Annotated in this window: 22 protein-coding genes and 1 tRNA gene; 14 read left to right on the top strand and 9 right to left on the bottom strand. The window is 71.2% G+C overall.

Features of this window, described 5'->3' with window-relative positions:
• Positions 1-19: 19 nt before the first annotated feature.
• The 5 genes from AC6CKD_RS25780 (at position 20) to AC6CKD_RS25760 (ending at position 7,807) form a co-directional block, all read left to right on the top strand.
• Positions 20-2,464: a SulP family inorganic anion transporter gene (locus AC6CKD_RS25780; RefSeq protein WP_498330295.1), complete on the top strand. Its 2,445-nt coding sequence runs from the start codon at positions 20-22 to the stop codon at positions 2,462-2,464.
• Positions 2,465-2,700: 236 nt separating this feature from the next.
• Positions 2,701-4,656 (top strand): acetate--CoA ligase, encoded by a 1,956-nt coding sequence (gene acs, locus AC6CKD_RS25775; protein WP_498330293.1) that lies wholly within the window; start codon positions 2,701-2,703, stop codon positions 4,654-4,656.
• A gap of 229 nt (positions 4,657-4,885) precedes the next feature.
• Complete coding sequence (gene nhaA, locus AC6CKD_RS25770) at positions 4,886-6,331, top strand: Na+/H+ antiporter NhaA (protein WP_498330291.1); 1,446 nt, start codon at positions 4,886-4,888, stop codon at positions 6,329-6,331.
• Between the two features lie 52 nt (positions 6,332-6,383).
• Positions 6,384-6,842, top strand: coding sequence for a phage holin family protein (locus tag AC6CKD_RS25765; RefSeq protein ID WP_266906122.1), 459 nt, complete (start codon positions 6,384-6,386; stop codon positions 6,840-6,842).
• Positions 6,839-7,807, top strand: a complete 969-nt coding sequence (locus AC6CKD_RS25760; RefSeq protein ID WP_498330289.1) for an alpha/beta fold hydrolase — start codon at positions 6,839-6,841, stop codon at positions 7,805-7,807. Before AC6CKD_RS25765 ends, AC6CKD_RS25760 begins: the two co-directional genes overlap by 4 nt.
• A gap of 362 nt (positions 7,808-8,169) precedes the next feature.
• On the opposite strand, the gene AC6CKD_RS25755 is transcribed toward AC6CKD_RS25760, so the two are convergent.
• The 3 genes from AC6CKD_RS25755 to nth form a co-directional block, all read right to left on the bottom strand.
• The gene (locus AC6CKD_RS25755; protein ID WP_498330287.1) at positions 8,170-9,372 is read right to left on the bottom strand and encodes a MarP family serine protease; all 1,203 of its coding nucleotides are present in this window, start codon (positions 9,370-9,372) and stop codon (positions 8,170-8,172) included.
• A gap of 13 nt (positions 9,373-9,385) precedes the next feature.
• Positions 9,386-10,150, bottom strand: a complete 765-nt coding sequence (locus AC6CKD_RS25750) for an NUDIX hydrolase (protein ID WP_498330285.1) — start codon at positions 10,148-10,150, stop codon at positions 9,386-9,388.
• A gap of 148 nt (positions 10,151-10,298) precedes the next feature.
• The gene (gene nth, locus AC6CKD_RS25745) at positions 10,299-11,108 is read right to left on the bottom strand and encodes an endonuclease III (protein WP_498330283.1); all 810 of its coding nucleotides are present in this window, start codon (positions 11,106-11,108) and stop codon (positions 10,299-10,301) included.
• 398 nt (positions 11,109-11,506) lie between these two features.
• Between nth and AC6CKD_RS25740 the strand changes: the two genes are divergently transcribed.
• Both AC6CKD_RS25740 and AC6CKD_RS25735 read left to right on the top strand, forming a co-directional pair.
• The gene (locus AC6CKD_RS25740) at positions 11,507-12,181 is read left to right on the top strand and encodes a Crp/Fnr family transcriptional regulator (RefSeq protein ID WP_003981529.1); all 675 of its coding nucleotides are present in this window, start codon (positions 11,507-11,509) and stop codon (positions 12,179-12,181) included.
• 148 nt (positions 12,182-12,329) lie between these two features.
• On the top strand, positions 12,330-13,139 hold the full coding sequence (locus tag AC6CKD_RS25735; protein WP_498330280.1) for a nucleotidyltransferase domain-containing protein: 810 nt from the start codon (positions 12,330-12,332) through the stop codon (positions 13,137-13,139).
• A 25-nt stretch (positions 13,140-13,164) separates the two neighbouring features.
• Here the strand turns inward: AC6CKD_RS25735 and AC6CKD_RS25730 are convergent, their stop codons facing one another.
• The 4 genes from AC6CKD_RS25730 to sp36 form a co-directional block, all read right to left on the bottom strand.
• Entirely contained in the window at positions 13,165-14,010 is an 846-nt protein-coding gene (locus tag AC6CKD_RS25730) for an MBL fold metallo-hydrolase (protein ID WP_498330278.1), read from the bottom strand.
• The gene (locus AC6CKD_RS25725; protein WP_498330276.1) at positions 14,007-14,963 is read right to left on the bottom strand and encodes an NUDIX hydrolase; all 957 of its coding nucleotides are present in this window, start codon (positions 14,961-14,963) and stop codon (positions 14,007-14,009) included. Before AC6CKD_RS25725 ends, AC6CKD_RS25730 begins: the two co-directional genes overlap by 4 nt.
• Before the next feature lie 256 nt (positions 14,964-15,219).
• Complete coding sequence (locus AC6CKD_RS25720; RefSeq protein WP_498330274.1) at positions 15,220-15,693, bottom strand: RidA family protein; 474 nt, start codon at positions 15,691-15,693, stop codon at positions 15,220-15,222.
• Positions 15,690-15,854, bottom strand: coding sequence for a Sp36 family protein (gene sp36 / locus AC6CKD_RS25715; RefSeq protein WP_112447450.1), 165 nt, complete (start codon positions 15,852-15,854; stop codon positions 15,690-15,692). The genes AC6CKD_RS25720 and sp36 overlap by 4 nt, the downstream gene beginning before the upstream one ends.
• A 76-nt stretch (positions 15,855-15,930) precedes the next feature.
• Here sp36 and bagA point away from each other — a divergent pair, with 76 nt between their 5' ends.
• Together bagA and bagB are read left to right on the top strand one after the other, a co-directional pair.
• Positions 15,931-16,911 carry an ATPase BagA gene (bagA, locus tag AC6CKD_RS25710; protein ID WP_498330273.1) on the top strand — a complete coding sequence of 327 codons (981 nt, stop codon included), beginning with the start codon at positions 15,931-15,933 and terminating at the stop codon, positions 16,909-16,911.
• Positions 16,908-18,242: an ATPase BagB gene (bagB, locus tag AC6CKD_RS25705; protein WP_498330271.1), complete on the top strand. Its 1,335-nt coding sequence runs from the start codon at positions 16,908-16,910 to the stop codon at positions 18,240-18,242. The genes bagA and bagB overlap by 4 nt, the downstream gene beginning before the upstream one ends.
• A 28-nt stretch (positions 18,243-18,270) precedes the next feature.
• On the opposite strand, the gene AC6CKD_RS25700 is transcribed toward bagB, so the two are convergent.
• Complete coding sequence (locus AC6CKD_RS25700; protein WP_243330532.1) at positions 18,271-18,621, bottom strand: WhiB family transcriptional regulator; 351 nt, start codon at positions 18,619-18,621, stop codon at positions 18,271-18,273.
• 386 nt (positions 18,622-19,007) lie between these two features.
• Between AC6CKD_RS25700 and AC6CKD_RS25695 the strand changes: the two genes are divergently transcribed.
• On the top strand, positions 19,008-21,281 hold the full coding sequence (locus AC6CKD_RS25695; protein WP_498330269.1) for a transglycosylase domain-containing protein: 2,274 nt from the start codon (positions 19,008-19,010) through the stop codon (positions 21,279-21,281).
• 102 nt (positions 21,282-21,383) lie between these two features.
• Here the strand turns inward: AC6CKD_RS25695 and AC6CKD_RS25690 are convergent, their stop codons facing one another.
• Positions 21,384-21,845, bottom strand: a complete 462-nt coding sequence (locus AC6CKD_RS25690; protein ID WP_478683832.1) for a GatB/YqeY domain-containing protein — start codon at positions 21,843-21,845, stop codon at positions 21,384-21,386.
• A gap of 79 nt (positions 21,846-21,924) precedes the next feature.
• On the opposite strand from AC6CKD_RS25690, the gene AC6CKD_RS25685 reads away from it, so the two are divergent.
• The 4 genes from AC6CKD_RS25685 (at position 21,925) to AC6CKD_RS25670 (ending at position 25,434) form a co-directional block, all read left to right on the top strand.
• Positions 21,925-22,863: a metallophosphoesterase gene (locus AC6CKD_RS25685; RefSeq protein WP_498330267.1), complete on the top strand. Its 939-nt coding sequence runs from the start codon at positions 21,925-21,927 to the stop codon at positions 22,861-22,863.
• A gap of 31 nt (positions 22,864-22,894) precedes the next feature.
• Complete coding sequence (locus AC6CKD_RS25680) at positions 22,895-23,584, top strand: Pr6Pr family membrane protein (RefSeq protein ID WP_498330266.1); 690 nt, start codon at positions 22,895-22,897, stop codon at positions 23,582-23,584.
• Between the two features lie 40 nt (positions 23,585-23,624).
• Positions 23,625-23,698: transfer RNA gene (locus tag AC6CKD_RS25675), tRNA-Pro, on the top strand.
• 218 nt (positions 23,699-23,916) lie between these two features.
• Entirely contained in the window at positions 23,917-25,434 is a 1,518-nt protein-coding gene (locus tag AC6CKD_RS25670) for a SulP family inorganic anion transporter (RefSeq protein WP_498330498.1), read from the top strand.
• Positions 25,435-25,442 lie beyond the last annotated feature (8 nt).

Below are 25,442 nucleotides of genomic sequence, written 5' to 3'. Positions count from 1 at the left end.
CCCCGAGGAGACGGGACCTATGACAAGCACCCCCACCACCACCTCCCCTCCCCCCGTCGCGAAGGACCGCTCCGCCGGCCTCTCCGCCGACCTCTCCGCCTCCATCGCCGTCTTCCTGATCGCCCTGCCGCTCTCCCTCGGCATCGCCCTGGCCACCGGAGCGCCGCTCCAGGCGGGGCTCGTCGCCGCGGCCGTCGGCGGGATCGTGGCAGGACGTTTCGGCGGAGCACCTCTCCAGGTGAGCGGCCCCGCAGCCGGTCTCACCGTCGTCACCGCCGAGTTGATCCAGCACTACGGATGGCGCACCACCTGCGCCATCACGGTCCTCGCGGGCTGCTGCCAGCTCGGCCTCGCCGCGCTGCGGACCGCCCGGTCCGCGCTGATGGTCAGCCCCGCCATCGTCCACGGCATGCTCGCGGGCATCGGTGTGACGATCGCCCTGGCGCAGCTGCACATCGTGCTCGGCGGCACCCCGCAGAGCTCCGCCCTGGCCAATGTCCAGGGGTTGCCCGCCCAGTTGGCCGACCTGCACCCCGTCGCGCTCGGCATCAGCGTGCTCACGCTGGTCGTGCTGCTCGGCTGGCCCAGGCTGCCCGGCCGGGTCGGGCAGGCCCTGCGCAAGGTGCCGGCCGCACTCGCCGCCGTGGCCACCGCGACGGCCTTCGCGGCCCTCGCCGGGCTCTCCCTGCCCCGTGTGGACCTGCCGTCCTGGCGCAGCCACGCACTGCCCGAGCTGCCCGAGGGGCCGGTCCTCGGGCTCATCGCCGCGGTGCTGACCATCACCCTGGTCGGCAGTGTCGAGTCGCTGCTCTCGGCGGTGGCCACCGACAAGCTGATCGCCGCCGAGCGGGCCACGGGCAAGCGCCCCGCCCGGGCCGACCTCAACCGCGAACTGCGCGGCCAGGGCGCGGCCAACATCGTCTCCGGCGCGCTGGGCGGCCTGCCCATCACGGGTGTGGCGGTCCGCAGCGTGGCCAACGTCAAGTCCGGTGCGGTGAGTCGGCGGTCGTCCATGATGCACGGCCTCTGGGTCCTGCTCGCCGCCGCACTGCTCGTGCCGGTCCTCGACCTGATCCCGCTCGCCGCGCTCGCCGCGCTGGTGATGGCGGTGGGCGTGCAGATGGTGAGCGCCACGCACCTGCGCACCGTCACCCGGCACCGCGAGTTCCTGGTCTACGCCACGACCATCGTGGCCGTGGTGCTCGGCGGAGTCCTGGAGGGCGTCGCCATCGGCATCGCGATGGCCGTCGCCCTGGCCCTGCACCGCCTGGCCCGGACCCGGATCACCGTCGAGCGGCTCGACGACGGGGTCCACCGGGTCTGGGCGCGGGGGCAGTTGACCTTCCTCGCGGTACCACGGCTGAGCCGGGTGCTGAACCAGATCCCGGGCAACGGGCACGCCGTCATCGAACTGGACGGCTCGTTCATGGACCACGCCGCCTACGAGACCATCCAGGACTGGCGGGACTCCCATCTGGCGCACGGGGGCTCGCTGGAGGTGACCGGCCGGTCCGGGGCCAGGTTCTCCGGATCCGATCAGCCGGAGCAGACCGATCAGCCGGAGCAGACCGATCAGCCGGGGCGGACCGAGTGGGCACAGCTCGCCGAGCGGGCCCACCGGGGTGCGCAGCGCGGGCACCACCAATGCTGCCGGCCCTGGACGCCGTGGCAGAACCACTGCGACCACCGGGCCACGGTTCCCCGTACCGCCCCGGAGGCCGCCGCGGGCACGGCTTCGCCCTCCGTGCCCCCCGCACCCGCCGCACCGGTGGCCGCGCGCGGACGCGGGGCCGGTCAACTGGCCAACGGGATCAGCGCCTTCCAGCGGGACACGGCTCCACACGTCCGCGAGGAACTCGCCCGGCTGGCCCGCGAAGGGCAGCGGCCCTCGCAGCTCTTCCTCACCTGCGCCGACTCCCGCCTGGTGACCAGCATGATCACGGCCAGCGGCCCCGGGGACCTGTTCACGGTGCGCAACGTCGGCAACCTGGTCCCGCTCCCGGGGGCCGAGTCCACGGACGATTCGGTCGCCGCGGCGATCGAGTACGCCGTGGACGTACTGATGGTGGACAGCATCACGGTGTGCGGGCATTCGGGGTGCGGGGCCATGCAGGCGCTGCTCAGCTCCGCGCCCGGGGTGCCCATGACCCCGCTGCGGCGGTGGCTGCGGCACGGACTGCCGAGCCTGGAGCGGATGGCCAGCCGCCATCACGCCTGGGCGCGGATCTCCGGAAGGCTGCCGGCGGACGCCGTGGAGCAACTGTGCCTGACCAACGTGGTGCAGCAGCTGGAGCACCTGAGGGCCCACGAATCGGTGGCCCGGCGGCTCGCCGAGGGCACCCTGGAGCTGCACGGGATGTACTTCCACGTCGGCGAGGCCCAGGCGTACCTGCTGTCCGAGGGCCAGGACTTCTTCGACTGCCGGGTCTTCGACACCGTCGGCGCGGGCGCGCTGCGCGGCTGAACGGGTAGCACCCCGTCCGAGCGGGAGCTTTGAACCGATACCCTCCCGTATCCGTGCCACACAGTGGCCCTTTCCCGCACGCACGGCGGGAGGGGGCCACTCGTGCGTGGGCCCAGCCGGTAATAGGTCTACACCAATTACCGGCAACCTCTTGTCACCCGGGCCATTGACTGATGAGCTATGCCCGGGGACACAACCGGGGACACAACGGACACCCTGGGAAAGGGAGATGCGTCGTGAGCAATGAAAGCCTGGCCAATCTGCTCAAGGAGGAGCGGCGGTTCGCACCGCCCGCCGATCTGGCCGCCGCCGCCAACGTGACTCGGGCTGCGTACGCACAGGCCGACGCGGACCGGCTGGGCTTCTGGGCCGAGCAGGCGCGGCGGCTGAGCTGGGACACCGAGCCCACCGAAACGCTCGACTGGAGCAACCCGCCCTTCGCGAAGTGGTTCGCGGACGGCAAGCTGAACGTCGCGTACAACTGCGTGGACCGCCACGTCGAGGCCGGCAACGGCGACCGCGTGGCCATCCACTTCGAGGGCGAGCCCGGCGACAGCCGCTCGATCACCTACGCCGAGCTCAAGGACGAGGTCTCCAAGGCCGCGAACGCCCTGACCGAGCTGGGCGTACGGGCCGGCGACCGGGTCGCCGTCTACCTGCCGATGATCCCCGAGGCGGTCGTCGCGATGCTCGCGTGCGCCCGCGTCGGCGCCGCGCACTCCGTGGTCTTCGGCGGGTTCTCCGCCGACGCCGTCGCCTCCCGCATCCAGGACGCCGACGCGAAGCTGGTCATCACCTCGGACGGCGGCTACCGCCGCGGCAAGCCCTCCGCCCTGAAGCCCGCCATCGACGAGGCCGTCGCCAAGTGCCCGCAGGTCGAGCACGTCCTCGTCGTGCGCCGCACCGGCCAGGACACCGCCTTCACCGAGGGCCGCGACGTCTGGTGGCACGAGATCGTCGAGCGGCAGAGCGCCGAGCACGCGCCGCAGGCCTTCGACGCCGAGCACCCGCTCTTCATCCTCTACACCTCGGGGACCACGGGTAAGCCCAAGGGCATCCTGCACACCTCCGGCGGCTACCTCACGCAGGCCTCGTACACCCACCACGCGGTGTTCGACCTGAAGCCGGAGAGCGACGTCTACTGGTGCACCGCCGACATCGGCTGGGTGACCGGGCACTCCTACATCGTCTACGGGCCGCTCGCCAACGGCGCCACCCAGGTGATGTACGAGGGCACCCCGGACACCCCGCACCAGGGCCGGTTCTGGGAGGTCGTGCAGAAGTACGGCGTCACCATCCTCTACACCGCGCCCACGGCGATCCGTACGTTCATGAAGTGGGGCGACGACATCCCCGCGAAGTTCGACCTGTCGAGCCTGCGCGTCCTGGGCTCGGTCGGCGAGCCGATCAACCCCGAGGCCTGGATCTGGTACCGCAAGCACATCGGCGGCGACCGCTGCCCGATCGTGGACACCTGGTGGCAGACCGAGACCGGCGCGATGATGATCTCCCCGCTGCCCGGCGTCACCGAGACCAAGCCCGGTTCGGCGCAGCGCGCGCTGCCCGGAATCGCCGCCACCGTCGTGGACGACGAGGCGAACGAGGTCCCGAACGGCGGAGGCGGCTACCTGGTCCTCACCGAGCCGTGGCCCTCGATGCTGCGCACCATCTGGGGCGACGACCAGCGGTACATCGACACGTACTGGTCGCGCTTCGAGGGCAAGTACTTCGCGGGCGACGGCGCCAAGAAGGACGAGGACGGCGACATCTGGCTGCTCGGCCGGGTGGACGACGTGATGCTGGTCTCCGGCCACAACATCTCGACCACCGAGGTGGAGTCGGCGCTGGTCTCGCACCCCTCGGTCGCCGAGGCGGCGGTCGTCGGCGCGAACGACGAGACCACCGGCCAGGCCATCGTGGCCTTCGTCATCCTGCGCGGCAGCGCCTCCGAGACGGACACGCTGGTCGGCGAGCTGCGCAACCACGTGGGTGCCACCCTCGGCCCGATCGCCAAGCCGAAGCGGATCCTGCCGGTGCAGGAGCTGCCGAAGACCCGCTCGGGCAAGATCATGCGTCGCCTGCTGCGCGACGTGGCCGAGAACCGCGCGGTCGGTGACGTCACCACGCTCGCGGACTCCTCGGTCATGGACCTGATCCAGAGCAAGCTGCCGGCGTCCGGCAGCGAGGACTGAGGCACCTCCCGGGGCCACCCGGGAGGACCCGTTCGACACGATGAGGGGGGCATCCGGCGCGCCGCGCCGGATGCCCCTTTCGCACATAAAGTGACGATCACCGGATACACCCACGCGTACACCCTGTAAAGTATTAGACGGTTAAAGAGCTACTCCACAGGGTGCGCCGGGAAGTCTGGTCGGCAACGTGCTTCGCCATGCCGTCCAACCCACCCCGGAGGTGCCCCCCGTGGCCGCGCCCAGCCCCACCGACAACCACAGCCGCAAGCTCCTCGGCCGCCTCTCGCTGCCGGAGCGCCGCTTCGTGGCCGACGCCCTGCGCGCCGAGACGGTCGGCGGCGTCCTCCTCCTCGTGGCCGCGATCGCCGCCCTCGTCTGGGCGAACGTGCCCGCCATCGCGGCGAGCTACGACAGCGTCCGCTCCTTCCACATCGGGCCCGCCTCCCTCGGGCTGGACCTTTCGCTCCAGCACTGGGCGGCCGACGGCCTGCTCGCCATCTTCTTCTTCGTCGCCGGCATCGAGCTCAAGCGCGAGCTCGTCGCGGGCGACCTGCGCGACGCCAAGGCGGCCGCGCTACCGGTGATCGCCGCGCTCTGCGGCATGGCCGTGCCCGCGCTGGTCTACGTACTGACCAACGTGCTCGGCAATGGCTCGACGGACGGCTGGGCGGTCCCGACCGCCACCGACATCGCCTTCGCCCTCGCCGTCCTCGCCGTCATCGGCACCTCGCTGCCGTCCGCCCTGCGCGCCTTCCTGCTGACCCTGGCCGTCGTCGACGACCTGTTCGCCATCATGATCATCGCGGTGTTCTTCACCAGCGAGATCAACTTCCTGGCGCTCGGCGGGGCGTTCGCGGGCCTGGTCCTCTTCTGGTTCCTGCTCCGGGTGAACGTGCGCGGCTGGTACGTCTACGTCCCGCTCGCCCTGGCCGTCTGGGGCCTGATGTACAACAGCGGCGTCCACGCCACCATCGCCGGTGTCGCCATGGGCCTGATGCTGCGCTGCCACCGCAAGGAGGGCGAGCACCACTCCCCGGGCGAGCACATCGAGCACCTGGTCCGGCCCCTCTCGGCCGGTCTGGCCGTCCCGCTCTTCGCCCTGTTCTCGGCCGGCGTCTCCCTCTCCGACGAGTCCATCGGCCAGGTCTTCACCCGGCCCGAGCCCCTCGGCGTGGTGCTCGGCCTCGTCGTCGGCAAGACGCTCGGCATCTTCGGCGGCACCTGGCTGGCCGCCCGCTTCACCAAGGCGGAGCTCAACGACGACCTCGCCTGGCCGGACGTCTTCGCCGTCGCCTCGCTCGCCGGCATCGGCTTCACCGTCTCGCTCCTGATCGGCGAGCTCGCCTTCACCGACGACCCCGTCCTCACGGACGAGATCAAGGCCGCCGTCCTGATCGGGTCGCTCATCGCCGCGATCGTCGCGTGCGTCCTGCTGAAGATGCGCAACCGGAAGTACAAGGCGCTCATCGAGGACGAGGAGCGGGACGACGACCTCGACGGCATCCCCGACATCTACGAGCAGGACAACCCGGACTACCACCTGCGGATGGCGAAGATCCACGAGGCCAAGGCGGCGGAGCACCTGCGCCGGGCCGAGGCGGCCACCGCCGCGGCGCGGGACGCCGCGGCCGAAGCTCCGGGCGGCGCCAGCGCCGACGACGGCTGTCCGGCATGATCTGACTGACGACAGGACAGCCGTCGCAGTCGGACGACAAAGGGAGAGAGCGATGAGCGCAGTGGACCAAGGGGCCCCAGGAGCCGAGCGCACACTCGGCCAGCTGGTCGCCTCGGCCACCGCCGAGATGTCCGCCCTGGTGCACGACGAGATCGCCCTCGCCAAGGTGGAGATCAAGCAGGACGTCAAGCGCGCGGGCATCGGCAGCGGCGCGGCGATCGTCGCGGGCGTGCTCCTGCTCTTCTCGCTGCCGGTGCTGAGCTTCGCGGCGGCGTACGGGATCCACAACCTCGGGCTCGGGCTGGCCTGGTCCTTCCTGATCGTCGGTGTGGCGTTCTGGCTGCTCGCGGGCGTGATCGGGCTGATCGCCATGGCGAAGTTCAAGAAGATCAAGCCGCCGGTGAAGACCATCGCCTCGGTCAAGGAGACGGCGGCCCTCGTCGGCACCGTCAAGCCCCACGCCCGGTCGGTCAGTGACAACGCCGTGGGTGTGGCACGCTCGTCCTCATGACAGCCCCCTCGTCCGATTCCGGCACGTCCGGTACGCCCCCCACCGCCGCCACGGCGGTCCGGATCGACATCCCCGGCGGGCGAGAAGTGACGCACCGGGACGTCGCGGCCAACGGGGCGCGGTTCCACGTCGCCGAGCTGGGTGACGGACCGCTGGTGCTGCTCCTGCACGGTTTCCCGCAGTTCTGGTGGACGTGGCGGCACCAGATGACCGCCCTCGCCGACGCGGGCTACCGGGCGGTCGCGATGGACCTGCGCGGGGTGGGCGGCAGCGACCGCACCCCGCGCGGCTACGACCCGGCCAACCTGGCGCTCGACATCACCGGGGTCGTACGGTCCCTCGGCGAGCCCGACGCCGCCCTGGTCGGGCACGACCTGGGCGGCTACCTCGCCTGGACGGCGGCGGTGATGCGGCCGAAGCTGGTGCGCCGGCTGGTCGTGTCCTCGATGCCGCACCCGCGCCGCTGGCGCTCCGCGATGCTGTCCGACTTCGGGCAGACCCGCGCCAGCTCGCACATCTGGGGCTTCCAGCGGCCGTTCGTGCCGGAGCGTCAGCTCGTCGCCGACGACGGGGCGCTCGTGGGCGAGCTGATCCGGGACTGGTCGGGCCCGCGGCTCCCCGAGGAGGAGGACGTCGCGGTGTACCAGCGCGCGATGTGCATCCCGTCCACGGCGCACTGCTCGGTGGAGCCGTACCGCTGGATGATGCGGTCCATGGCCCGGCCCGACGGACTGCAGTTCAACCGGCGCATGAAGCGGCCGGTGCGGGTGCCGACGCTGCACCTGCACGGCTCGCTCGATCCGGTGATGCGGACGCGGAGTGCGGCGGGGTCCGGGCAGTACGTCGAAGCCCCGTACCGCTGGCGGCTCTTCGACGGTCTCGGGCACTTCCCGCACGAGGAGGACCCGGCGGCGTTCTCGACCGAGCTGGTCAACTGGCTGAAGGACCCCGAGCCGGACCGCTGAGCCCGACCGAGCCGCTTATATGACAAGCATTCAATTGCCTGGCGCATAGGCCAATTGGCCGCCCTCAACGCGATTACCGACCTTGGGCGCCGGGCACAGCTCGGAGTATGGGCTGGACGCACGACTACGGTGACACCGCACACGAACGCCGCTCGACGGTCACGCCGGGCACGCACAGGGGGCAGGGCCGCGAAGGCCACGACGACCCCCGACTCGGAATTCCCCGCATCCTGCGCCGCCGGGCCCGCTGGGTCTCCGCCCGGCTCAGGCACCAGCGTACGTAGGCACACGGGCCCTGGAGGGGCTCCGGGGGTTCCGGGGCCCCGCAGGGCTGCGGGAGCCCCTCATGCCTCCCGTACGGCTCAGAGGGCGCAGCCCTGGCTGTCGACCCGACGGTTCGCCGTCTCCCCGATCCGGATGTCCTCGCGGATCTCGTCCGTGGTCAGGGCGTAACCGGTGTTGGGGTCGTCGAGGGACTTCGCGAAGACGACCCCGTACACCTTGCCGTCGGGCGTCAGCAGGGGGCCGCCGGAGTTGCCCTGGCGGACCGTCGCGTAGAGGGAGTAGACGTCCCGTCGCACGGTTCCCCGGTGGTAGATGTCCGGGCCGTTGGCGTTGATCCGGCCGCGGACGCGCGCCGAGCGGACGTCGTACGCGCCGTTCTCCGGGAAGCCCGCGACGATGGCGTCGCTGCCGCTCGCCGCGCCCTTGTCGGTGAACTCCAGCGCCGGCGCCTTCAGCTTGGGCACGTCCAGGACGGCGATGTCGCGCTCCCAGTCGTAGAGCACGACCTTGCCGTCGTAGAGCTTGCCCTCGCCGCCGACCTGCACGGTCGGTTCACCGACCCCGCCGACGACGTGCGCGTTGGTCATCACCTTGCCCGGCGCGAAGACGAAGCCGGTGCCCTCCAGCACCTTGCTGCACGCGGGCGCCGTGCCGACGACCTTCACGATCGACTGCTTGGCGTGCTCGGCCACGGGGCTGCTCGCGAGCAACGGGTCCGGCGGCTTGACCTCGGTGATCGGCTCGTTGGAGAAGGGGCTGAAGACCTGGGGGAAGCCGTTGCGCGCCAGGGTGGAGCTGAAGTCCGTGAACCAGGTGTTCGCCTGCTCGGGGAGGACCCGCGAGACGCCGAAGAGCACCTTGGAGTTGCGGACTTCCTTGCCCAGCGTGGGGATGGACGTGCCGGCGACCAGGGAACCGATCAGCCAGGCCACCAGCAGCATCGCGACCACGTTCACCAGGGCGCCGCCCGTCGCGTCGAGCGCGCGGGCCGGGGACCACGTGATGTGGCGCCGGAGCTTGTTGCCCAGGTGGGTGGTCAGCGCCTGGCCGATCGAGGCACAGACGATGATCACGACCACGGCGATGATGACGACCGTGGTGGACACCTGGGTGCCGTTGTCGGTGACCCGGTCCCAGATCAGGGGCAGCAGGGACACGGCGACGAGACCACCGCCGAGGAAGCCGGTCACCGACAGGATGCCGACGACGAACCCCTGGCGGTAGCCGACGATCGCGAACCACACGGCGGCGAGCAGCAACAGGATGTCCAGCACGTTCACAGGGGCCACCGTCTCATGCGCGCCAGTCGAGCGGGACTTCCCGGGACCGGTCCCAGGGGCGTTCCCAGCCGGCGAAGTGCAGGAGCCTGTCGATCACGCCGGCGGTGAAACCCCAGACCAGAGCCGACTGGACGGTGAAGGCCGGGCCCTGGAAGCCGCCGGGGTGAACGACGGTGACCCTGTGTGCGGGGTCCGTGAGATCGGCCACGGGCACCGTGAAGACGCGGGCGGTCTCGGCCGGGTCGACCACCCCGACCGGGCTGGGGGCGCGCCACCAGCCGAGCACCGGGGTCACGACGAACTCGCTGACCGGGATGTAGAGCGGGGGCAGCACCCCGAAGAGCTGGACGCCGGCCGGGTCCAGACCGGTCTCCTCCTCCGCCTCGCGCAGGGCCGCGCGCAGCGGGCCGGTGGTGCGCGGGTCGCCGTCCTCGGGGTCGAGGGCGCCGCCGGGGAAGGAGGGCTGGCCGGGGTGCGAGCGCAAGGTGCCGGCGCGCTCCATCAGCAGCAGCTCGGGGCCGCGCGGGCCCTCCCCGAAGAGGACGAGCACGGCCGACTGGCGGCCGCGGCCGTCCTCCGGCGGCAGGAACCGGCTGAGCTGGGTGGGCCGGACCGTCCGGGCCGCCTCGACGACGGGGTCCAGCCAGCCCGGCAGTCCGTGGGTGCGCAGGTCGATGCTTCCGCGCCGGCCGCGCTGGTGGTACGGGGCCCCGTGCGCGGTGGCCGCACCGGGGAGGGCGGCGGCGTCCGCCCGGCGGTTCTGCGTGGCCTCTGTCATAGGCACCCCTGTCCGTGCTTCTGCGTTTCCCCACGTTCCGCCAAACGCGGTGCGGGTAGCGATTCGTTCCTTGCGGGTGCGGCGCCGCTGCCGTGTTCCGCCCCGGAGCCCGCGCCTCGAACGCCGCCGGGGCCGGATCGGGCAGGGCTCAGGCGTCCGCCGGGCCGGACCTGGCCGGCGCCGGCAGGCCCGGGTAGTCCGGGGGCGGGCTCAGGCGCTGGCCGGGCTGGCCGCCCTTCTCGTACTTCAGGAGCTTCGCCGCCTTCACCGGATCGGTCTCGCCCTCCCCGTAGGCCGGGCAGAGCGGTGCGATCGGGCAGGCCCCGCAGGCGGGCTTGCGGGAATGGCAGATCCGGCGGCCGTGGAAGACGACGCGGTGCGAGAGCATCGTCCACTCGCTCTTCGGGAAGATCGCGCAGATCTCCGCCTCGACCTTCTCGGGGTCCTCCTGCTCGGTCCACTTCCAGCGCCGCACCAGCCGCCCGAAGTGGGTGTCGACCGTGATCCCGGGGACGCCGAAGGCGTTGCCGAGGACCACGTTCGCCGTCTTGCGGCCCACCCCGGGGAGCGTCACCAGGTCCTCGATCCGGCCCGGCACCTCACCGCCGAAGTTGTCGCGCAGGGCCTGCGAGAGGCCCAGGAGGGACCTGGCCTTCGCCCGGAAGAACCCGGTCGGCCGAATGATCTCCTCCAGCGCCTCCGGATCGGCTCCGGCCATGTCCTCGGGGGTCGGGTACGCGGCGAAGAGGGCCGGGGTCGTCTGGTTCACGCGCAGGTCGGTGGTCTGCGCGGACAGGACGGTGGCGACCAGCAGCTCGAAGGAGTTGCGGAAGTCGAGCTCCGGGTGCGCGTACGGGTAGACCTCCGCCAGCTCGCGGTTGATCCTGCGCGCCCGCCGCACCATCGCCAGATGGCTCTCCGGCTTCGCCCCGGCCTTCTTGACCTTGCTCTCTGCCATCCCCGAAGGCTACGCCGCGCAGCCCTCCGCCCGTGGGCGGACGTGTCCTCCGCCCGGACGGGGTTTCTTGGCCGAAGTTTTGCCCTGGAGCGGGGGTCACTGCTCCGGGAGGGCTCCCACCGGGCCATGTTCGCCCACGGCTGAATTCATCGTGGCCGTCACTCCACCGGACCCCTTGGCCTGTGCTCTCACCGGCCTGTTGGAGGCCCGGCCGGTCCGGGACACGGCGGCGACGACCGCCCCGGACCTCAGGTAACACCACCCCGATAGGCCTCTCGCCGCACAGCACACCCGTACGTCCGGCATCCTTGTGATGAACGTGATTGATCGCACTGTTTGAGCCGTCCGGCAAAATGGGGGAGCGATCCCCTCGGCTGGTCGACATAGGAGAGAGACTCGTGGACGACGTACTGCGGCGTGCCCCGCTCTTCGCGGCGCTCGATGACGAGCAGGCCGCGGAGCTCCGCGCCTCCATGGGCGAGGTGACCCTCGCACGTGGTGACGCCCTGTTCCACGAGGGCGACCCCGGTGACCGGCTCTACGTCGTCACCGAGGGCAAGGTGAAGCTGCACCGCACCTCCCCCGACGGCCGCGAGAACATGCTGGCCGTCCTCGGCCCCGGAGAGCTGATCGGCGAGCTGTCGCTGTTCGACCCGGGCCCGCGCACCGCCACCGCCACCGCCCTGACCGAGGTCAAGCTGCTGGGTCTGGGCCACGGAGACCTCCAGCCCTGGCTGAACGCCCGGCCCGAGGTGGCGACCGCGCTGCTGCGCGCCGTCGCGCGGCGCCTGCGCAAGACCAACGACCAGATGTCCGACCTGGTCTTCTCCGACGTTCCGGGCCGCGTGGCCCGTGCGCTCCTCGACCTGTCGCGCCGCTTCGGCGTGCAGTCGGAGGAGGGCATCCACGTCGTGCACGACCTCACGCAGGAGGAGCTGGCCCAGCTCGTCGGCGCGTCGCGCGAGACCGTGAACAAGGCCCTGGCCGACTTCGCGGGGCGCGGATGGCTCCGCCTGGAGGCCCGTGCGGTGATCCTGCTGGACGTGGAGCGGCTCGCGAAGCGGTCCCGCTGACGCCGGTCTTAGCCGTTGAGGGGTCCTGCCCGGGTGGGCGGGCCCCTTTTCGCGTCCCTGCGGCGCCGTTCCGGGGGCTCCGCGCCCGCGCCCCGCGCCTCCAGCGGCGGCGGGCTGATTTTGGCCGCGCAGGAGGCACAGTGGACCCATGGAGCACAGAGGCCTCGACGCGTACGGGTACTTCGAGCGCGAAGGCTCGCTCGGGCGGGTGCAGGCCGAGTTCCGGCCGCTCGTCGCCGCCGTGCGGGAGCGGATCGGGGAGGCGTACGGGCGACGGCTGCACAGCGCCTACCTGTACGGATCCGTGCCGCGCGGGACGGCCCGGCCCGGCCGGTCCGACCTCGACCTGCTGATCGCCCTGCACCGCGCACCCCGCGAGGAGGACCGCGACACCACCGAGGCACTGGCGCGCGGCATCGACGAGGAGTTCGCGGAGATCGACGGCGTCGGGATCCTGCTGTACGGCAAGGACCGGCTGCTGAGCGAGCAGGAACGTCACGACCTGGGCTGGTTCCTCGCCTGCCTGTGCACCCCGCTGCTCGGCCCGGACCTGGCCGAGCACCTGCCCCGCTACCGGCCGGACGGGCTGCTCGCCCGCGAGACCAACGGCGACCTCGCCGAACTGCTGCCCAGGGTGCGCGAGCGGATCCGGGAGGCGGCCACACCCGAGGAGTACCGGAAGCTGTGCCGGGGCGTCTCGCGGCACCTCGTACGGACCGGGTTCACCCTCGTCATGCCGCGGTGGGGCGGCTGGACCAGCGACCTCACCGAGTCGGCGGAGGTGTTCGGGCGGTACTACCCCGAGCGCGCCGACCAGATGCGCGCCGCGGCGGCCGCCGCGCTGGAGCCGGTCGCGGACCCGGCCGTGCTGCGCGCCTACGTCGAGGACCTCGGGCCGTGGCTCGCGGACGAGTACACGGCCCGGCACGGGACGAAGGCGCCCCGTCCGGCGGGCTAGGCCGTCTCTTTCGGATCCGGCCCGCTCACTCCGGGTTCCCGGGGATCAGCCCGTGCTCCGTCAGGTACTCCAGCTGCGCGCGTACGGACCATTCCGCGGCCGGCCACAGCGACCGGTCCACGTCCGCGTAGACGTGGGCTACGACCGCCTCGGGGGTGGTCAGGCCGTTCTCGACGGCCGTCTCGATCTGCGCGAGGCGGTGGGCCCGGTGGGCGAGGTAGAACTCCACCGCGCCCTGCGCGTCGTCCAGGACCGGCCCGTGGCCCGGGAGCACCGTGTGGACCCCGTCGTCGACCGTCAGCGAGCGCAGCCGGCGCAGGGAGTCCAGGTAGTCGCCGAGGCGCCCGTCGGGGTGCGCGACGACGGTGGTGCCGCGCCCCAGGACCGTGTCGCCGGTCAGGACCGCGCGGTCGGCCGGCAGGTGGAAGCAGAGCGAGTCCGCGGTGTGGCCGGGTGTCGGGACCACCCGCAGTTCCAGGCCGCCCGTGCGGATGACGTCCCCGGCGGCCAGGCCCTCGTCGCCCAGGCGCAGGGCCGGGTCCAGGGCGCGGACCTTCGTGCGGGTCAGCTCGGCGAAGCGGGCCGCGCCCTCCGCGTGGTCGGGGTGTCCGTGGGTGAGGAGGGTCAACCCGACCCGCTTGCCCGCCTCCTCGGCGGCGGCGACGACCGCGCGCAGGTGTACCTCGTCCAGCGGGCCGGGGTCGATCACCACGGCCAGGTCGGAGCCGGGCTCGGAGACGAGCCAGGTGTTGGTGCCGTCGAGGGTCATCGGGGAGGCGTTCGGGGCCAGGACGTTCACCGCGCGGGCGGTGGCGGGCCCGGAGGCGACCACTCCGCGGGGCTGGCCGGGCAGGGCGGCGGCATCGGTCATGCGGGGGCTCCTCCCGGGTGCGCGGGGCCGGGGTGCTCGGGACCCGGGCCCGGGGTGCCGGGCGCCGTGAGGCGGACGCGCTTGGTGAACTCGTCGTGGCCCGGCCAGCTGAGCACGAGCTGCCCGTCCGCCAGGGTGGCCCGGGCGAGGACCGGGGTCAGGTCCTGGGCGCCGGCCGCGGCGAGGGCCTCGGCGGGGCTCCCGTACGGCTCCAGGGAGCGCAGGGTGGTGATCGTGGGCGGCATCATCAGCAGCTCGCCCTTGTCGTAGCCGGCGGCGGCGTCGGCCGGGCGGATCCAGACCGTGCGGTCGGCCTCGGTGGAGGCGTTGCGGGTGCGCTGGCCTTCGGGGAGGGCCGCGACGAAGAACCAGGTGTCGTACCGGCGCGGCTCGAACTCCGGGGTGATCCAGCGGGCCCACGCACCGAGCAGGTCGGAGCGCAGGACCAGGCCCCGGCGGTCCAGGAACTCGGCGAAGGACAGCTCGCGGGCGACCAGGGCCGCGCGCGCGGCTTCCCACTCCTCGCCGGTGGTGTCGCCGACGACGGTGTCCGCGGACTCGCCCGCGAGCAGCACCCCGGCCTCCTCGAAGGTCTCGCGGACGGCTCCGCAGACGATCGCCTGGGCGGTGGCGGGGTCGGTGCCCATCCGCTCGGCCCACTCGGCACGGCTCGGGCCGGCCCAGCCGATGAGGTGGTCCTCGTCACGGGGGTCCACACCGCCGCCGGGGTACGCGTACGCGCCTCCGGCGAAGGCCATCTCGACCCGGCGGCGCAGCATGTGCACGGCGGGGCCGTCGGGGGTGTCGCGCAACAGCATCACCGTGGCGGCTCGCCTCGGCTCCACCGGGGTGAGGGCGCCGTCCGCGAGCGCGCGGATCCGGTCGGGCCACTCCGGGGGGTACCACTGACCTCCGGCGGAGGTCTCTTGCTGACCGTACTGACCATTCGGCATGGCGGGATGCTACGGGCATCCGGGCCGATGTTCGAGGGGCGCCCTGCCGCTGCGCGGGGCGTAGTCACCGCTGCGACCCTTGCCGCTGCGCGGGGGAAGCCCCCGCTGCCACCCTTCGCCCGTTCCCCGGGCTCTTTCCGGACCCCGGTCCTCAACGCCGGACGGCTGGAAAGACGCCGGAGGGGCTGAATGCGCCCTGCGGGCACATTCAGCCCCTCCGCAAGATCCCGCCCTCAGGGGCAGGCAGACGGTGAGGTCAGGCTCCCGGGACCAGCTCGACCTGGATCTCGATCTCGACCGGTGCGTCCAGCGGGAGGACCGCCACACCGACCGCGCTGCGGGCGTGGACGCCCTTGTCGCCGAGGACCGCGCCCAGCAGCTCGCTCGCGCCGTTCAACACGCCCGGCTGGGCCGTGAAGTCGGGGGCGGAGGCGATGAAGCCCACCACCTTCACGACGCGCGCGATCTTGTCGAGGTCGCCGACGACGGACTTCACCGCGGCCAGCGCGTTCAGCGCGCAGGTCGCGGCCAGTTCCTTGGCCTGCTCCGCCGAGACCTCGGCGCCCACCTTGCCGGTGACCGGCAGGTTGCCCTTGACCATCGGGAGCTGGCCCGCGGTGTACACGTAGACACCCGACCGGACGGCCGGCTGGTACGTGGCCAGCGGCGGGACGACCTCGGGGAGGGTCAGGCCGAGTTCGGCCAGCTTCGCCTCGACGGCTCCGCTCATGCCGCCTTCTCCCGCTTCAGATAGGCCACGAGCTGCTCGGGGTTGTTCGGGCCGGGAACGACCTGGACGAGCTCCCAGCCGTCCTCGCCCCAGGTGTCCAGGATCTGCTTGGTGGCGTGGACCAGCAGCGGGACGGTCGCGTATTCGAACTTCTTGGTCATGGGAGCGAGCGTAGTGCCTGCCGTGCGGGGCCCCGCCACCACCGCCGCCGCCCGGGAGGAATTAGGCTCGGGCCCTGTGAGCAGGCTCCAGGTGGTCAGCGGCAAGGGCGGCACCGGCAAGACCACGGTCGCCGCGGCACTCGCGCTCGCCCTCGCACGCGAGGGCAGACGGACTCTTCTGGTGGAGGTCGAGGGCAGGCAGGGCCTCGCCCAGGTCTTCGGGGCGGAGGCGCTCCCCTACGAGGACCGGAAGATCGCCGTCGCCTCGGGCGGCGGTGAGGTCTACGCGCTCGCCATCGACGCGGAGCGCGCGCTCCTCGACTACCTCCAGATGTTCTACAAGCTCGGCTCGGCCGGACGCGCCCTCAAGAAGCTCGGCGCCATCGACTTCGCGACGACCATCGCGCCGGGGCTGCGGGACGTGCTCCTGACGGGCAAGGCGTGCGAGGCGGTGCGCCGCAAGGACAAGACCGGCCGGTTCGTCTACGACCACGTGATCATGGACGCCCCGCCGACCGGGCGGATCACCCGCTTCCTGAACGTCAACGACGAGGTGGCGGGTCTGGCCCGGTTCGGGCCGATCCACAACCAGGCGCAGGCCGTCATGAAGGTGCTCAAGTCCCCCGAGACGGCCGTGCACCTGGTCACCCTGCTGGAGGAGATGCCCGTGCAGGAGACCGCCGACGGGATCGCCGAACTCCGGCAGGCGGGCCTGCCGGTGGGGCGGGTCGTCGTCAACATGGTCCGGCCGCACCACCTGGACGAGGACGCCCTGCGCTCCGCCGCCGGCGAGCGGCGCTCCGACGTCTCCAGGGCGCTGTCCCGGGCCGGCCTGGGCAGCGCCCGGCGTGGCGGACCGGCCGAACGGCTGGTGGACCCGCTGCTCGCGCAGGCCTCGGAGCACGCGAGCCGGGTGGAACTGGAGCGCGCCCAGCGCACCGTACTGGCGGGCCTGGGCGTACCGACGTACGAACTCCCCGTGCTCGGCGCGGGGATCGACCTGGCCGGGCTCTACGGCCTCGCCGCGGAGCTGCGGAAGCAGGTGGGCGAGGAATGAGCGAGCCCGGGACGATGGAGGCGACGATGGACGCTCCCCCGCGGCTGGACGTGGACCGGCTGCTGGACGATCCGCAGACCCGGATCATCGTGTGCTGCGGGGCGGGCGGGGTCGGCAAGACCACGACCGCCGCGGCGCTCGGGGTACGGGCGGCGGAGCGCGGGCGCAAGGTGGTCGTCCTGACCATCGACCCGGCGCGCCGGCTGGCCCAGTCGATGGGGATCGACTCGCTCGACAACACCCCGCGCCGGGTTCAGGGGGTGCAGGGCGGGCCGGGCACGGACGGCACGGGCGGCGGCGAACTGCACGCCATGATGCTCGACATGAAGCGGACCTTCGACGAGATCGTCGAAGGCCACTCCGACCCCGAGCGGGCGCAGGCCATCCTCGCCAACCCCTTCTACCAGTCCCTGTCGGCCGGCTTCGCGGGCACGCAGGAGTACATGGCGATGGAGAAGCTGGGTCAGCTCCGGGCCCGGGACGACTGGGACCTGATCGTGGTGGACACCCCGCCGAGCCGCTCCGCGCTGGACTTCCTGGACGCGCCGGGGCGCCTGGGGTCCTTCCTGGACGGGAAGTTCATCCGGGTGCTGATGGCTCCGGCGAAGGTGGGCGGCCGGGCGGGGATGAAGTTCCTCAATGTCGGCATGTCGATGATGACGGGCACGCTGAGCAAGTTGATGGGTGCCTCGCTGCTGAAGGACGTACAGACCTTCGTGGCCGCCATGGACACGATGTTCGGCGGCTTCCGCACCCGCGCGGACGCGACCTTCCAGCTCCTCCAGGCTCCCGGCACGGCGTTCCTCGTGGTCTCCGCCCCTGAACCGGACGCGCTGCGCGAGGCCGCGTACTTCGTGGAACGGCTGGCCGCGGAGCGGATGCCGCTGGCCGGGCTCGTACTGAACCGGGTGCACGGCAGCGACGCCGAACAGCTGTCGGCGGAGCGGGCGTTGGCCGCCGCGGAGAATCTTGAAGAAGGCGGCATTGTGGATCAGGAGTCCGGGAAAGCTGGACTTCGTGACTCCACGGACACCGGCTCCGACCCCGGCACGGACCCCGCCCCCGAGGCCGACCCCGACACCCGCACCGTGCGGGAGACCGGCGCCGACGACGACGTGGACGTGGACGTGATCACTGCAGGACTGCTCCGCCTGCACGCGGAGCGGATGCAGGTCATCGCGCGCGAACAGCGCACGCGTGACCGCTTCACCTCGCTGCACCCCGAGGTGGCGGTGGCCGAAGTGGCCGCCCTGCCCGGCGACGTACACGACCTCGCCGGGCTGCGGGCCATCGGAGAGCGACTCGCGGCCGGGGTTCCGGCCGGAGCGTAGGCGTTCCTACGACGTGGCGCCCAGGTGTCTACCCGGCTGCCGCGTACGTCTCGTACGGAACGCCGATCTCGTCATCGGCATCCATGGTGAGGATGCCCGTACTCCGCTCGTACTCCGTGCGGGCGGTTTCGAGCAGTCGCCGCCACGAGGTGACGGTGGGACGCCGGCGCAACAGCGCACGTCGTTCCCGCTCGGTCATTCCGCCCCACACTCCGAACTCGACACGATTGTCGAGCGCGTCGGCCAGGCACTCGGTCCGCACCGGACATCCGGTGCACACCGCCTTGGCCCTGTTCTGTGCCGCTCCTTGAACGAACAGTTCATCCGGATCGGTAGTGCGGCAGGCTGCCTGCGCACTCCAGTCGGTAACCCAGCCCATCCCGGCGCCGTCCTCTCCCGAATCGAGGCTCCCCCACGGCGGTAGCGGCATATTCACCGCTACCAGTTGAGGACGTTACGGAAGGTGGGCACAGTGCAACACCCCCGACGGGCCCAATCTTGAATGGTCCGAACGGACTATGGGTAAGCGGCAGATCACCCGACGGAGTGATCCTGCGACATGCCCGACCATTCCGGCGATTTGGGTGAAATCGACGGGGCATGCTGATCACAGGGGGCGAGATTCGGACATGCGTCCACCCCATTCGGGAAGGGTGAAAAACAAGCCGAGGGGTTGATGTCCCACCGCACTGCTGTGACAGTTGAGGACAGCTTAGGCCAAGGCATTCGCGCGTGTCCGGCGAATGAGAACGTAGGCTGCCCTCCATGGGAAAGAAGCGCTCGGGCGGCGGGCTCACGGGGCCACAGCAGGCCGCCAAGTTCCTCGGTGTGTCCGTTCTCTCCGGGGTTGTACTCGCCGGCATCGCGATCCCGGGCGCCGGCGCCCTGGGGCTCGCGGCCAAGGGCACGGTCGAGGGGTTCGATGAGATCCCGGCCAATCTCAAGACACCGCCGTTGAGCCAGCGCACCACGATTCTGGACTCCGAGGGTGGCCTGATCGCCACGGTCTATTCGCGTGACCGGCAGGTGGTCCCGATCACGGCCATCTCCCCGTACATGCAGAAGGCCATCGTCGCGATCGAGGACTCCCGTTTCTACGAGCACGGCGCGATCGACCTCAAGGGCATCCTGCGTGCGGTCAACCGCAATGCCCAGGAGGGCGGCGCGGCTCAGGGCGCGTCGACGCTGACGCAGCAGTACGTGAAGAACGTCTTCGTCGAGGAAGCCGGCGACGACGAGACCAAGGTGCGCGAGGCCCAGGAGAAGAGCCTCGGGCGCAAGATCCGCGAGCTGAAGTACTCGATCCAGGTCGAGGAGGAGCTCGGGAAGCAGAAGATCCTCGAGAACTACCTCAACATCACGTACTTCGGGCAGCAGGCGTACGGAATCGAATCCGCCGCCCACCGCTACTTCAGCAAGGCCGCCAAGGACCTGACCCTGGAAGAGTCGGCGCTGCTGGCGGGCGTGGTCCAGTCGCCGAGCCGGTACGACCCGCTGAACGACTCGCAGGAGGCGATGAAGCGCCGCAACATCGTCCTCCAGCGCATGGCGGACGTGAAGGACATCTCCCAGGCCGAGGCGGACGCGGCGAAGGCGAAGCCGGTCCAGCTCAAGGTGACCAAGCCGAAGAACGGCTGCATCACCGCCGTCAAGGGCGCGGGCTTCTTCTGCGACTTCGTGCGCAACACCTTCCTCGACGACACCGCCTTCGGAAAAACCCGCGAGGAGCGGGCGAAGGTCTGGAACCAGGGCGGCCTGACGGTCCGTACGACCCTGGACCCGCAGTCGCAGGACTCCGTCAACGAGTCCATCAAGGACCACGTGGACCAGGACGACAAGGTCGCGACGGCCGTCACCCTCGTCCAGCCCGGCACCGGGCGGGTCCTCGCCATGGGGCAGTCCAAGCCGTACGGCTTCGGCAAGGACGAGACCCAGATCAACTTCTCGGTGGACAAGAAGATGGGCGGCTCGAACTTCGGCTTCCCGACCGGCTCCACCTTCAAGGCGTTCGTCGCGGCCGCGGCCCTGGAGGGCGGACTGCCGCCGACGAAGATGTACCAGGCCCCGTACGACATGGACTACCCGAGCCCGGTGCGGACCTGCGGCGACAAGCCCTGGGTCAACACCGACCGCGCGAAGGTGGAGAACGAGACCGAGTCCGAGGTCGGCCCGTACGGGATGAAGGAGGCGATGGCCAAGTCGGTCAACACCTACTTCGTGGAGATGATCTCCGAGATCGGCATGTGCCCCGTCACCGAGATGACCACCAAGCTCGGTGTGATCCCGGCCAACGGCGCCAAGCTCCCCGAGGTCCCGGCCATCGCACTGGGCAGTGAGGGCATGTCCCCGCTGACCATGGCCAACGCCTACGCCACCTTCGCCAACCGCGGCGTGTACTGCACCCCGATCACCATCGAGTCGATCACCGACTCGCACGGCAAGGCGCTGACGGTCCCGAAGTCCAAGTGCGGCCGCGCCATGACCGAGCGGACCGCGGACACCATCAACACGCTGCTGCTCGGCGTGGTCGACTCCGGTACCGGCCAGCAGTCGGGTCTGACCGACCGCCAGAGCGCGGGCAAGACGGGTACCACCGACAGCCGTTACAACGCCTGGTTCGTCGGCTACACCCCGAACATGTCCGGCGCGACTTGGGTCGGCTCCGGCGGCGCCAAGCAGGTGTCGATGGAGAACATCACCATCGGCGGCCAGTACTACGAGAAGGTCTTCGGCGGCGGCCTGCCCGGCCCGATCTGGAAGCAGGCGGTCTCCGGCGCGCTCTCCGGCCGCGAGGCCCCGGGCTTCACCACGGTGCACATCCCCGACACCCCGAGCCCGGCCCCCGGCGGCAAGCCCGCTACCGGCAAGCCCACCAAGCCCGCCAAGCCCGGCCGCGACGGCAAGCCCGGTGACGGGCGGCCCGGCACCGCCGCCGGAGTCACCGGCGGGACCACCGGCGGGACCGACGGCGGCACGGGCGACACCGACCCGCTCGGCGGAATCACGTTCCCGCCGGGCATCATCGGCGGCCGCGACTAGGACCCGCGGGGAAGAACGAAGGAGGGCCCCCACCAGATCCGCATCCGGATCCGTGGGGGCCCTCCCTGTTTCCCCGACGGGGATCGCGTACTGGACCGCGTACTAGGCCAGGTGCTTCTTGACGGCGGCGGCGACGCGCCCGCCCTCCGCCAGACCCGCGACCTTCGGGTTCACGATCTTCATCACGGCGCCCATGGCCCGCGGCCCCTCGGCGCCCGCCGCCTTGGCCTCCTCGACGGCCTGCGCCACGATCGCGTCGAGCTCGGCCTCGCCGAGCTGCTTGGGGAGGTAGGTGTCGAGGAACTCGCCCTCGGCGGTCTCCCGCGCGGCCTGCTCGGGACGGCCACCCTGCGCGAAGGCGTCCGCGGCCTCGCGGCGCTTCTTCGCCTCCTTCGCGATCACCTTGAGGACTTCCTCGTCGGAGAGCACCCGGGCTTCCTTGCCCGCGACTTCCTGGTTGGTGATGGCGGAGAGGGTCAGGCGCAGCGTGGACGAGGCGAGCTCGTTGCGCGCGCGGATGGCGGTGGTGAGGTCTTCCTGGAGCTTGGCCTTGAGCGTGGTCATGCCCCGAGTCTGCCAGGTACGGGGGCTCCGGCGCCCGCCGGTTTCCCGGCGGGCTTGCCGGGTCTGCGAACATGAGGGCATGCGTGCGCGTTACGGAGTACCCCTGAAGGTCACCGCCGGTATCGCCGCGGCGGGGGCCGCCGGTCTGGCCTATGCCGCCGGTTTCGAAGCGCGGTCCTTCCGCCTGCGCCGGGTCACGGTCCCCGTGCTCCCGCAGGGGATGCGCCCGTTGCGCGTCCTGCAGGTCTCGGACATCCACATGGTCGGCGGGCAGCGCAAGAAGCGCGCCTGGCTCCAGTCGCTCGCCGGACTGCGCCCCGACTTCGTGGTGAACACGGGCGACAACCTCTCCGACACGGAGGGCGTGCCGGAGGTGCTCGACGCGCTCGGCCCGCTGATGGAGTTCCCCGGCGTGTACGTCTTCGGGTCGAACGACTACTACGGCCCCCGGATGCGCAACCCCGGGCGCTACCTGATCGAGAAGACCCAGGGCCGGCACGGGCTGAACGGCAACGCACCGGTCGTCGGGGCCGTCCACAACCCGTGGGAGGGATTGCGGGACGCCTTCGACGCGGCCGGCTGGCAGAACCTCACCAACACCCGGGCCCGGCTCAAGCTCGACGGGCTGGAGCTGGCCTTCACCGGCCTGGACGACCCGCACATCAAGCGCGACCGGTACGCGAAGGTCGCGGGCGGGCCGGAGGCGGACGCGGACTTCTCGATGGCGGTCGTCCACGCCCCGTACCTGCGCGTCCTCGAAGCCTTCACCGCCGACCGGTACCCGCTGATCCTGGCCGGCCACACGCACGGCGGGCAGCTGTGCATCCCCTTCTACGGGGCGCTCGTCACCAACTGCGATCTGGACACGAAGCGGGTGAAGGGCCTCTCGACGCACGAGACGGAGGGGCAGCGCGCGTACCTCCACGTCTCGGCGGGCTGCGGGACCAACCGCTTCACCCCGGTGCGCTTCGCGTGCCCGCCCGAGGCGACGCTGCTGACACTGACCCCGAAGGGCTAACGCGGGCGGTCGGGCCGGGTACGTTGACAGGATGATCACACCCGCCGCGCTCCGCCTCCCGACCGTTGCCTTCCGCGCGCTGATCGCGGCCGCGGCCGTCACCGGCCTGGTCATCGAGTGCGCGTACGGCAGCTTGCCCGTCGTCCTGAGCTTCTTCACGATCTGGACGAACATCCTGGTCGCGGTGGTCTACGGGCTCTCCGCCGTCCGCGTCCACCGGCGCGAGCCGGACGTGGCCCCGTTCTGGCGGGGCGGAGTCCTCCTCTTCATCCTGATCACCGGGCTGGTCTTCCACCTGGTCCTGGCCAACCCGTCGAGCCCCTTCAACGTGCTCGAGGACCTGGACAAGCTGTCCGGCGCGAAGTCCGTCGCCAACCAGCTCCTCCACACGGTCACCCCCGTCGGCGCCGCCCTGGACTTCCTCGTCCTGACCGCCCCCCGCACCCTGCGCCCGCGCTACGCCGCGCAGTGGCTGGCGTACCCCCTGCTCTACGTGGTCTTCGCGCTGATCCGCGGCGCCCTCCTCTCCCCCGGCGTCCCGAGCCGGTACACGTACCCCTTCATCGACGCCGCCCAGTACGGCTACGGCCGGGTCGCGCTGAACGCCGTGGTCCTGGGCATCGCCTTCTACGCCCTCGGCCTCGCCCTGGTCACGGCGGACCGCTACCGCCCGCCGCGCGAAAACCGGATTTCGTCTCCGGCCGAGGGTCCGCTAAAGTAATCGATGTCGCCAGGGCAGCAAGCGCTGCAAGGGTGGACATCGGGGTGTAGCGCAGCTTGGCAGCGCGCTTCGTTCGGGACGAAGAGGTCGTGGGTTCAAATCCCGCCACCCCGACTTCGTAAGACCAGGTCAAGGGCCTGATCCACTCAGTGGATCAGGCCCTTCCTGCGCCTCCGGAGATCGTTTGGGAGAAATCTGGGAGAAGATCTTGGTCGGCTTCTCCCAGGAACCTGGGCGACCTCCGCGTTCGCGTCTTCTCTGCGCGCCCGCCTGCCGGTTGGGGTGTGCCCGAGCCCGAGGTCCGTGTCGTCTTGTCTTCCTCCCCCGTCTCCATGCCCTCGCGCCTGCGTAACCTTCGTCGGCCGGCGCCGCCCGCCTGGCTGTCGCCGAAGGTGTTCCGGACCGAGGTGCTCGGCGGCCTGGTGGTCGCGCTGGCGCTGATTCCCGAGGCGATCTCGTTCTCGATCATCGCTGGGGTCGACCCGGCGATCGGACTGTTCGCCTCGTTCACCATGGCCGTCGTGATCGCGTTCGTCGGCGGGCGCCCGGCAATGATCTCCGCCGCCACGGGCGCCGTCGCCCTCGTGATCGCGCCGCTCAACCGTGAGCACGGCCTGGGCTACATGATCGCGGCGGTGATCCTCGCCGGCCTCTTCCAGATCACGCTCGGCGCGCTCGGCGTGGCGAAGCTGATCCGCTTCATCCCCCGCTCGGTGATGGTCGGCTTCGTCAACTCCCTCGCCATCCTCGTCTTCATGGCCCAGGTCCCCGAGATGCGGGACGTTCCGTGGGCCGTCTACCCGCTGCTCGCCGGCGGGCTCGGGCTGATGGTGTTCTTCCCGAAGGTCACCAAGGCGGTCCCGGCTCCGCTGGTGTCCATCGTCATCCTCACCGCCATCACGGTCGCCGCGGGGATCGCGGTGCCGACCGTCGGGGACAAGGGGGCGCTGCCGTCCTCGCTGCCGGTTCCCGGTCTGCCGGACGTGCCGTTCACCCTGGACACCCTGACGCTCATCGCCCCGTACGCGCTGGCCATGGCGGTGGTCGGGCTGATGGAGTCGCTGATGACGGCGAAGCTGGTCGACGAGATCACCGACACGCGGTCGAGCAAGACGCGGGAGTCCGTGGGCCAGGGCGTCGCGAACATCGTCACCGGGTTCTTCGGCGGCATGGGCGGCTGCGCCATGATCGGCCAGACGATGATCAACGTGAAGGTCTCGGGCGCCCGGACCCGGCTGTCGACCTTCCTCGCGGGCGCCTTCCTGATGGTGCTGTGCATCGCCTTCGGGCCGCTGGTCTCCCGGATTCCGATGGCGGCACTCGTCGCCGTCATGGTGATGGTCTGCTTCGCGACCTTCGACTGGCACTCCGTCGCCCCGAAGACGCTGCGGCGCATGCCGGCCGGCGAGATCACCGTCATGGTGCTGACCGTGGTCTGCGTGGTCGCCACCCACAACCTCGCCGTCGGTGTCGTCGCCGGGTCGGTCACCGCGATGGTCGTCTTCGCCAAGCGGGTGGCGCACCTGGCGAACGTCACGTCCGTCCTCGATCCGGACGGCGGGCAGGTCGTCTACTGCGTGACCGGCGAGCTGTTCTTCGCCTCCTCCAACGACCTGGTCGACCGGTTCGACTACGCCGGCGACCCCGGCAAGGTGGTCATCGACCTCTCCGCCGCCCACATTTGGGACGCCTCCTCCGTGGCCGCCCTCGACGCGATCGAGCACCGGTACGCCCAGCGCGGCAAGACCGTCGAGATCACCGGCCTGAACCGGCCCAGCGCCCACCTGCACGGAAAGCTCAGCGGCGAACTCGCCGGCGGGAGCCGATCCGAGAACCGATCCGGGACCTGACGGCCGCC

This window comes from Streptomyces sp. GQ60, assembly GCF_059758875.1.
The sequence above is the reverse complement of the archived record's forward strand: the minus strand, read 5'-3'. Positions and strand labels throughout refer to the sequence as shown.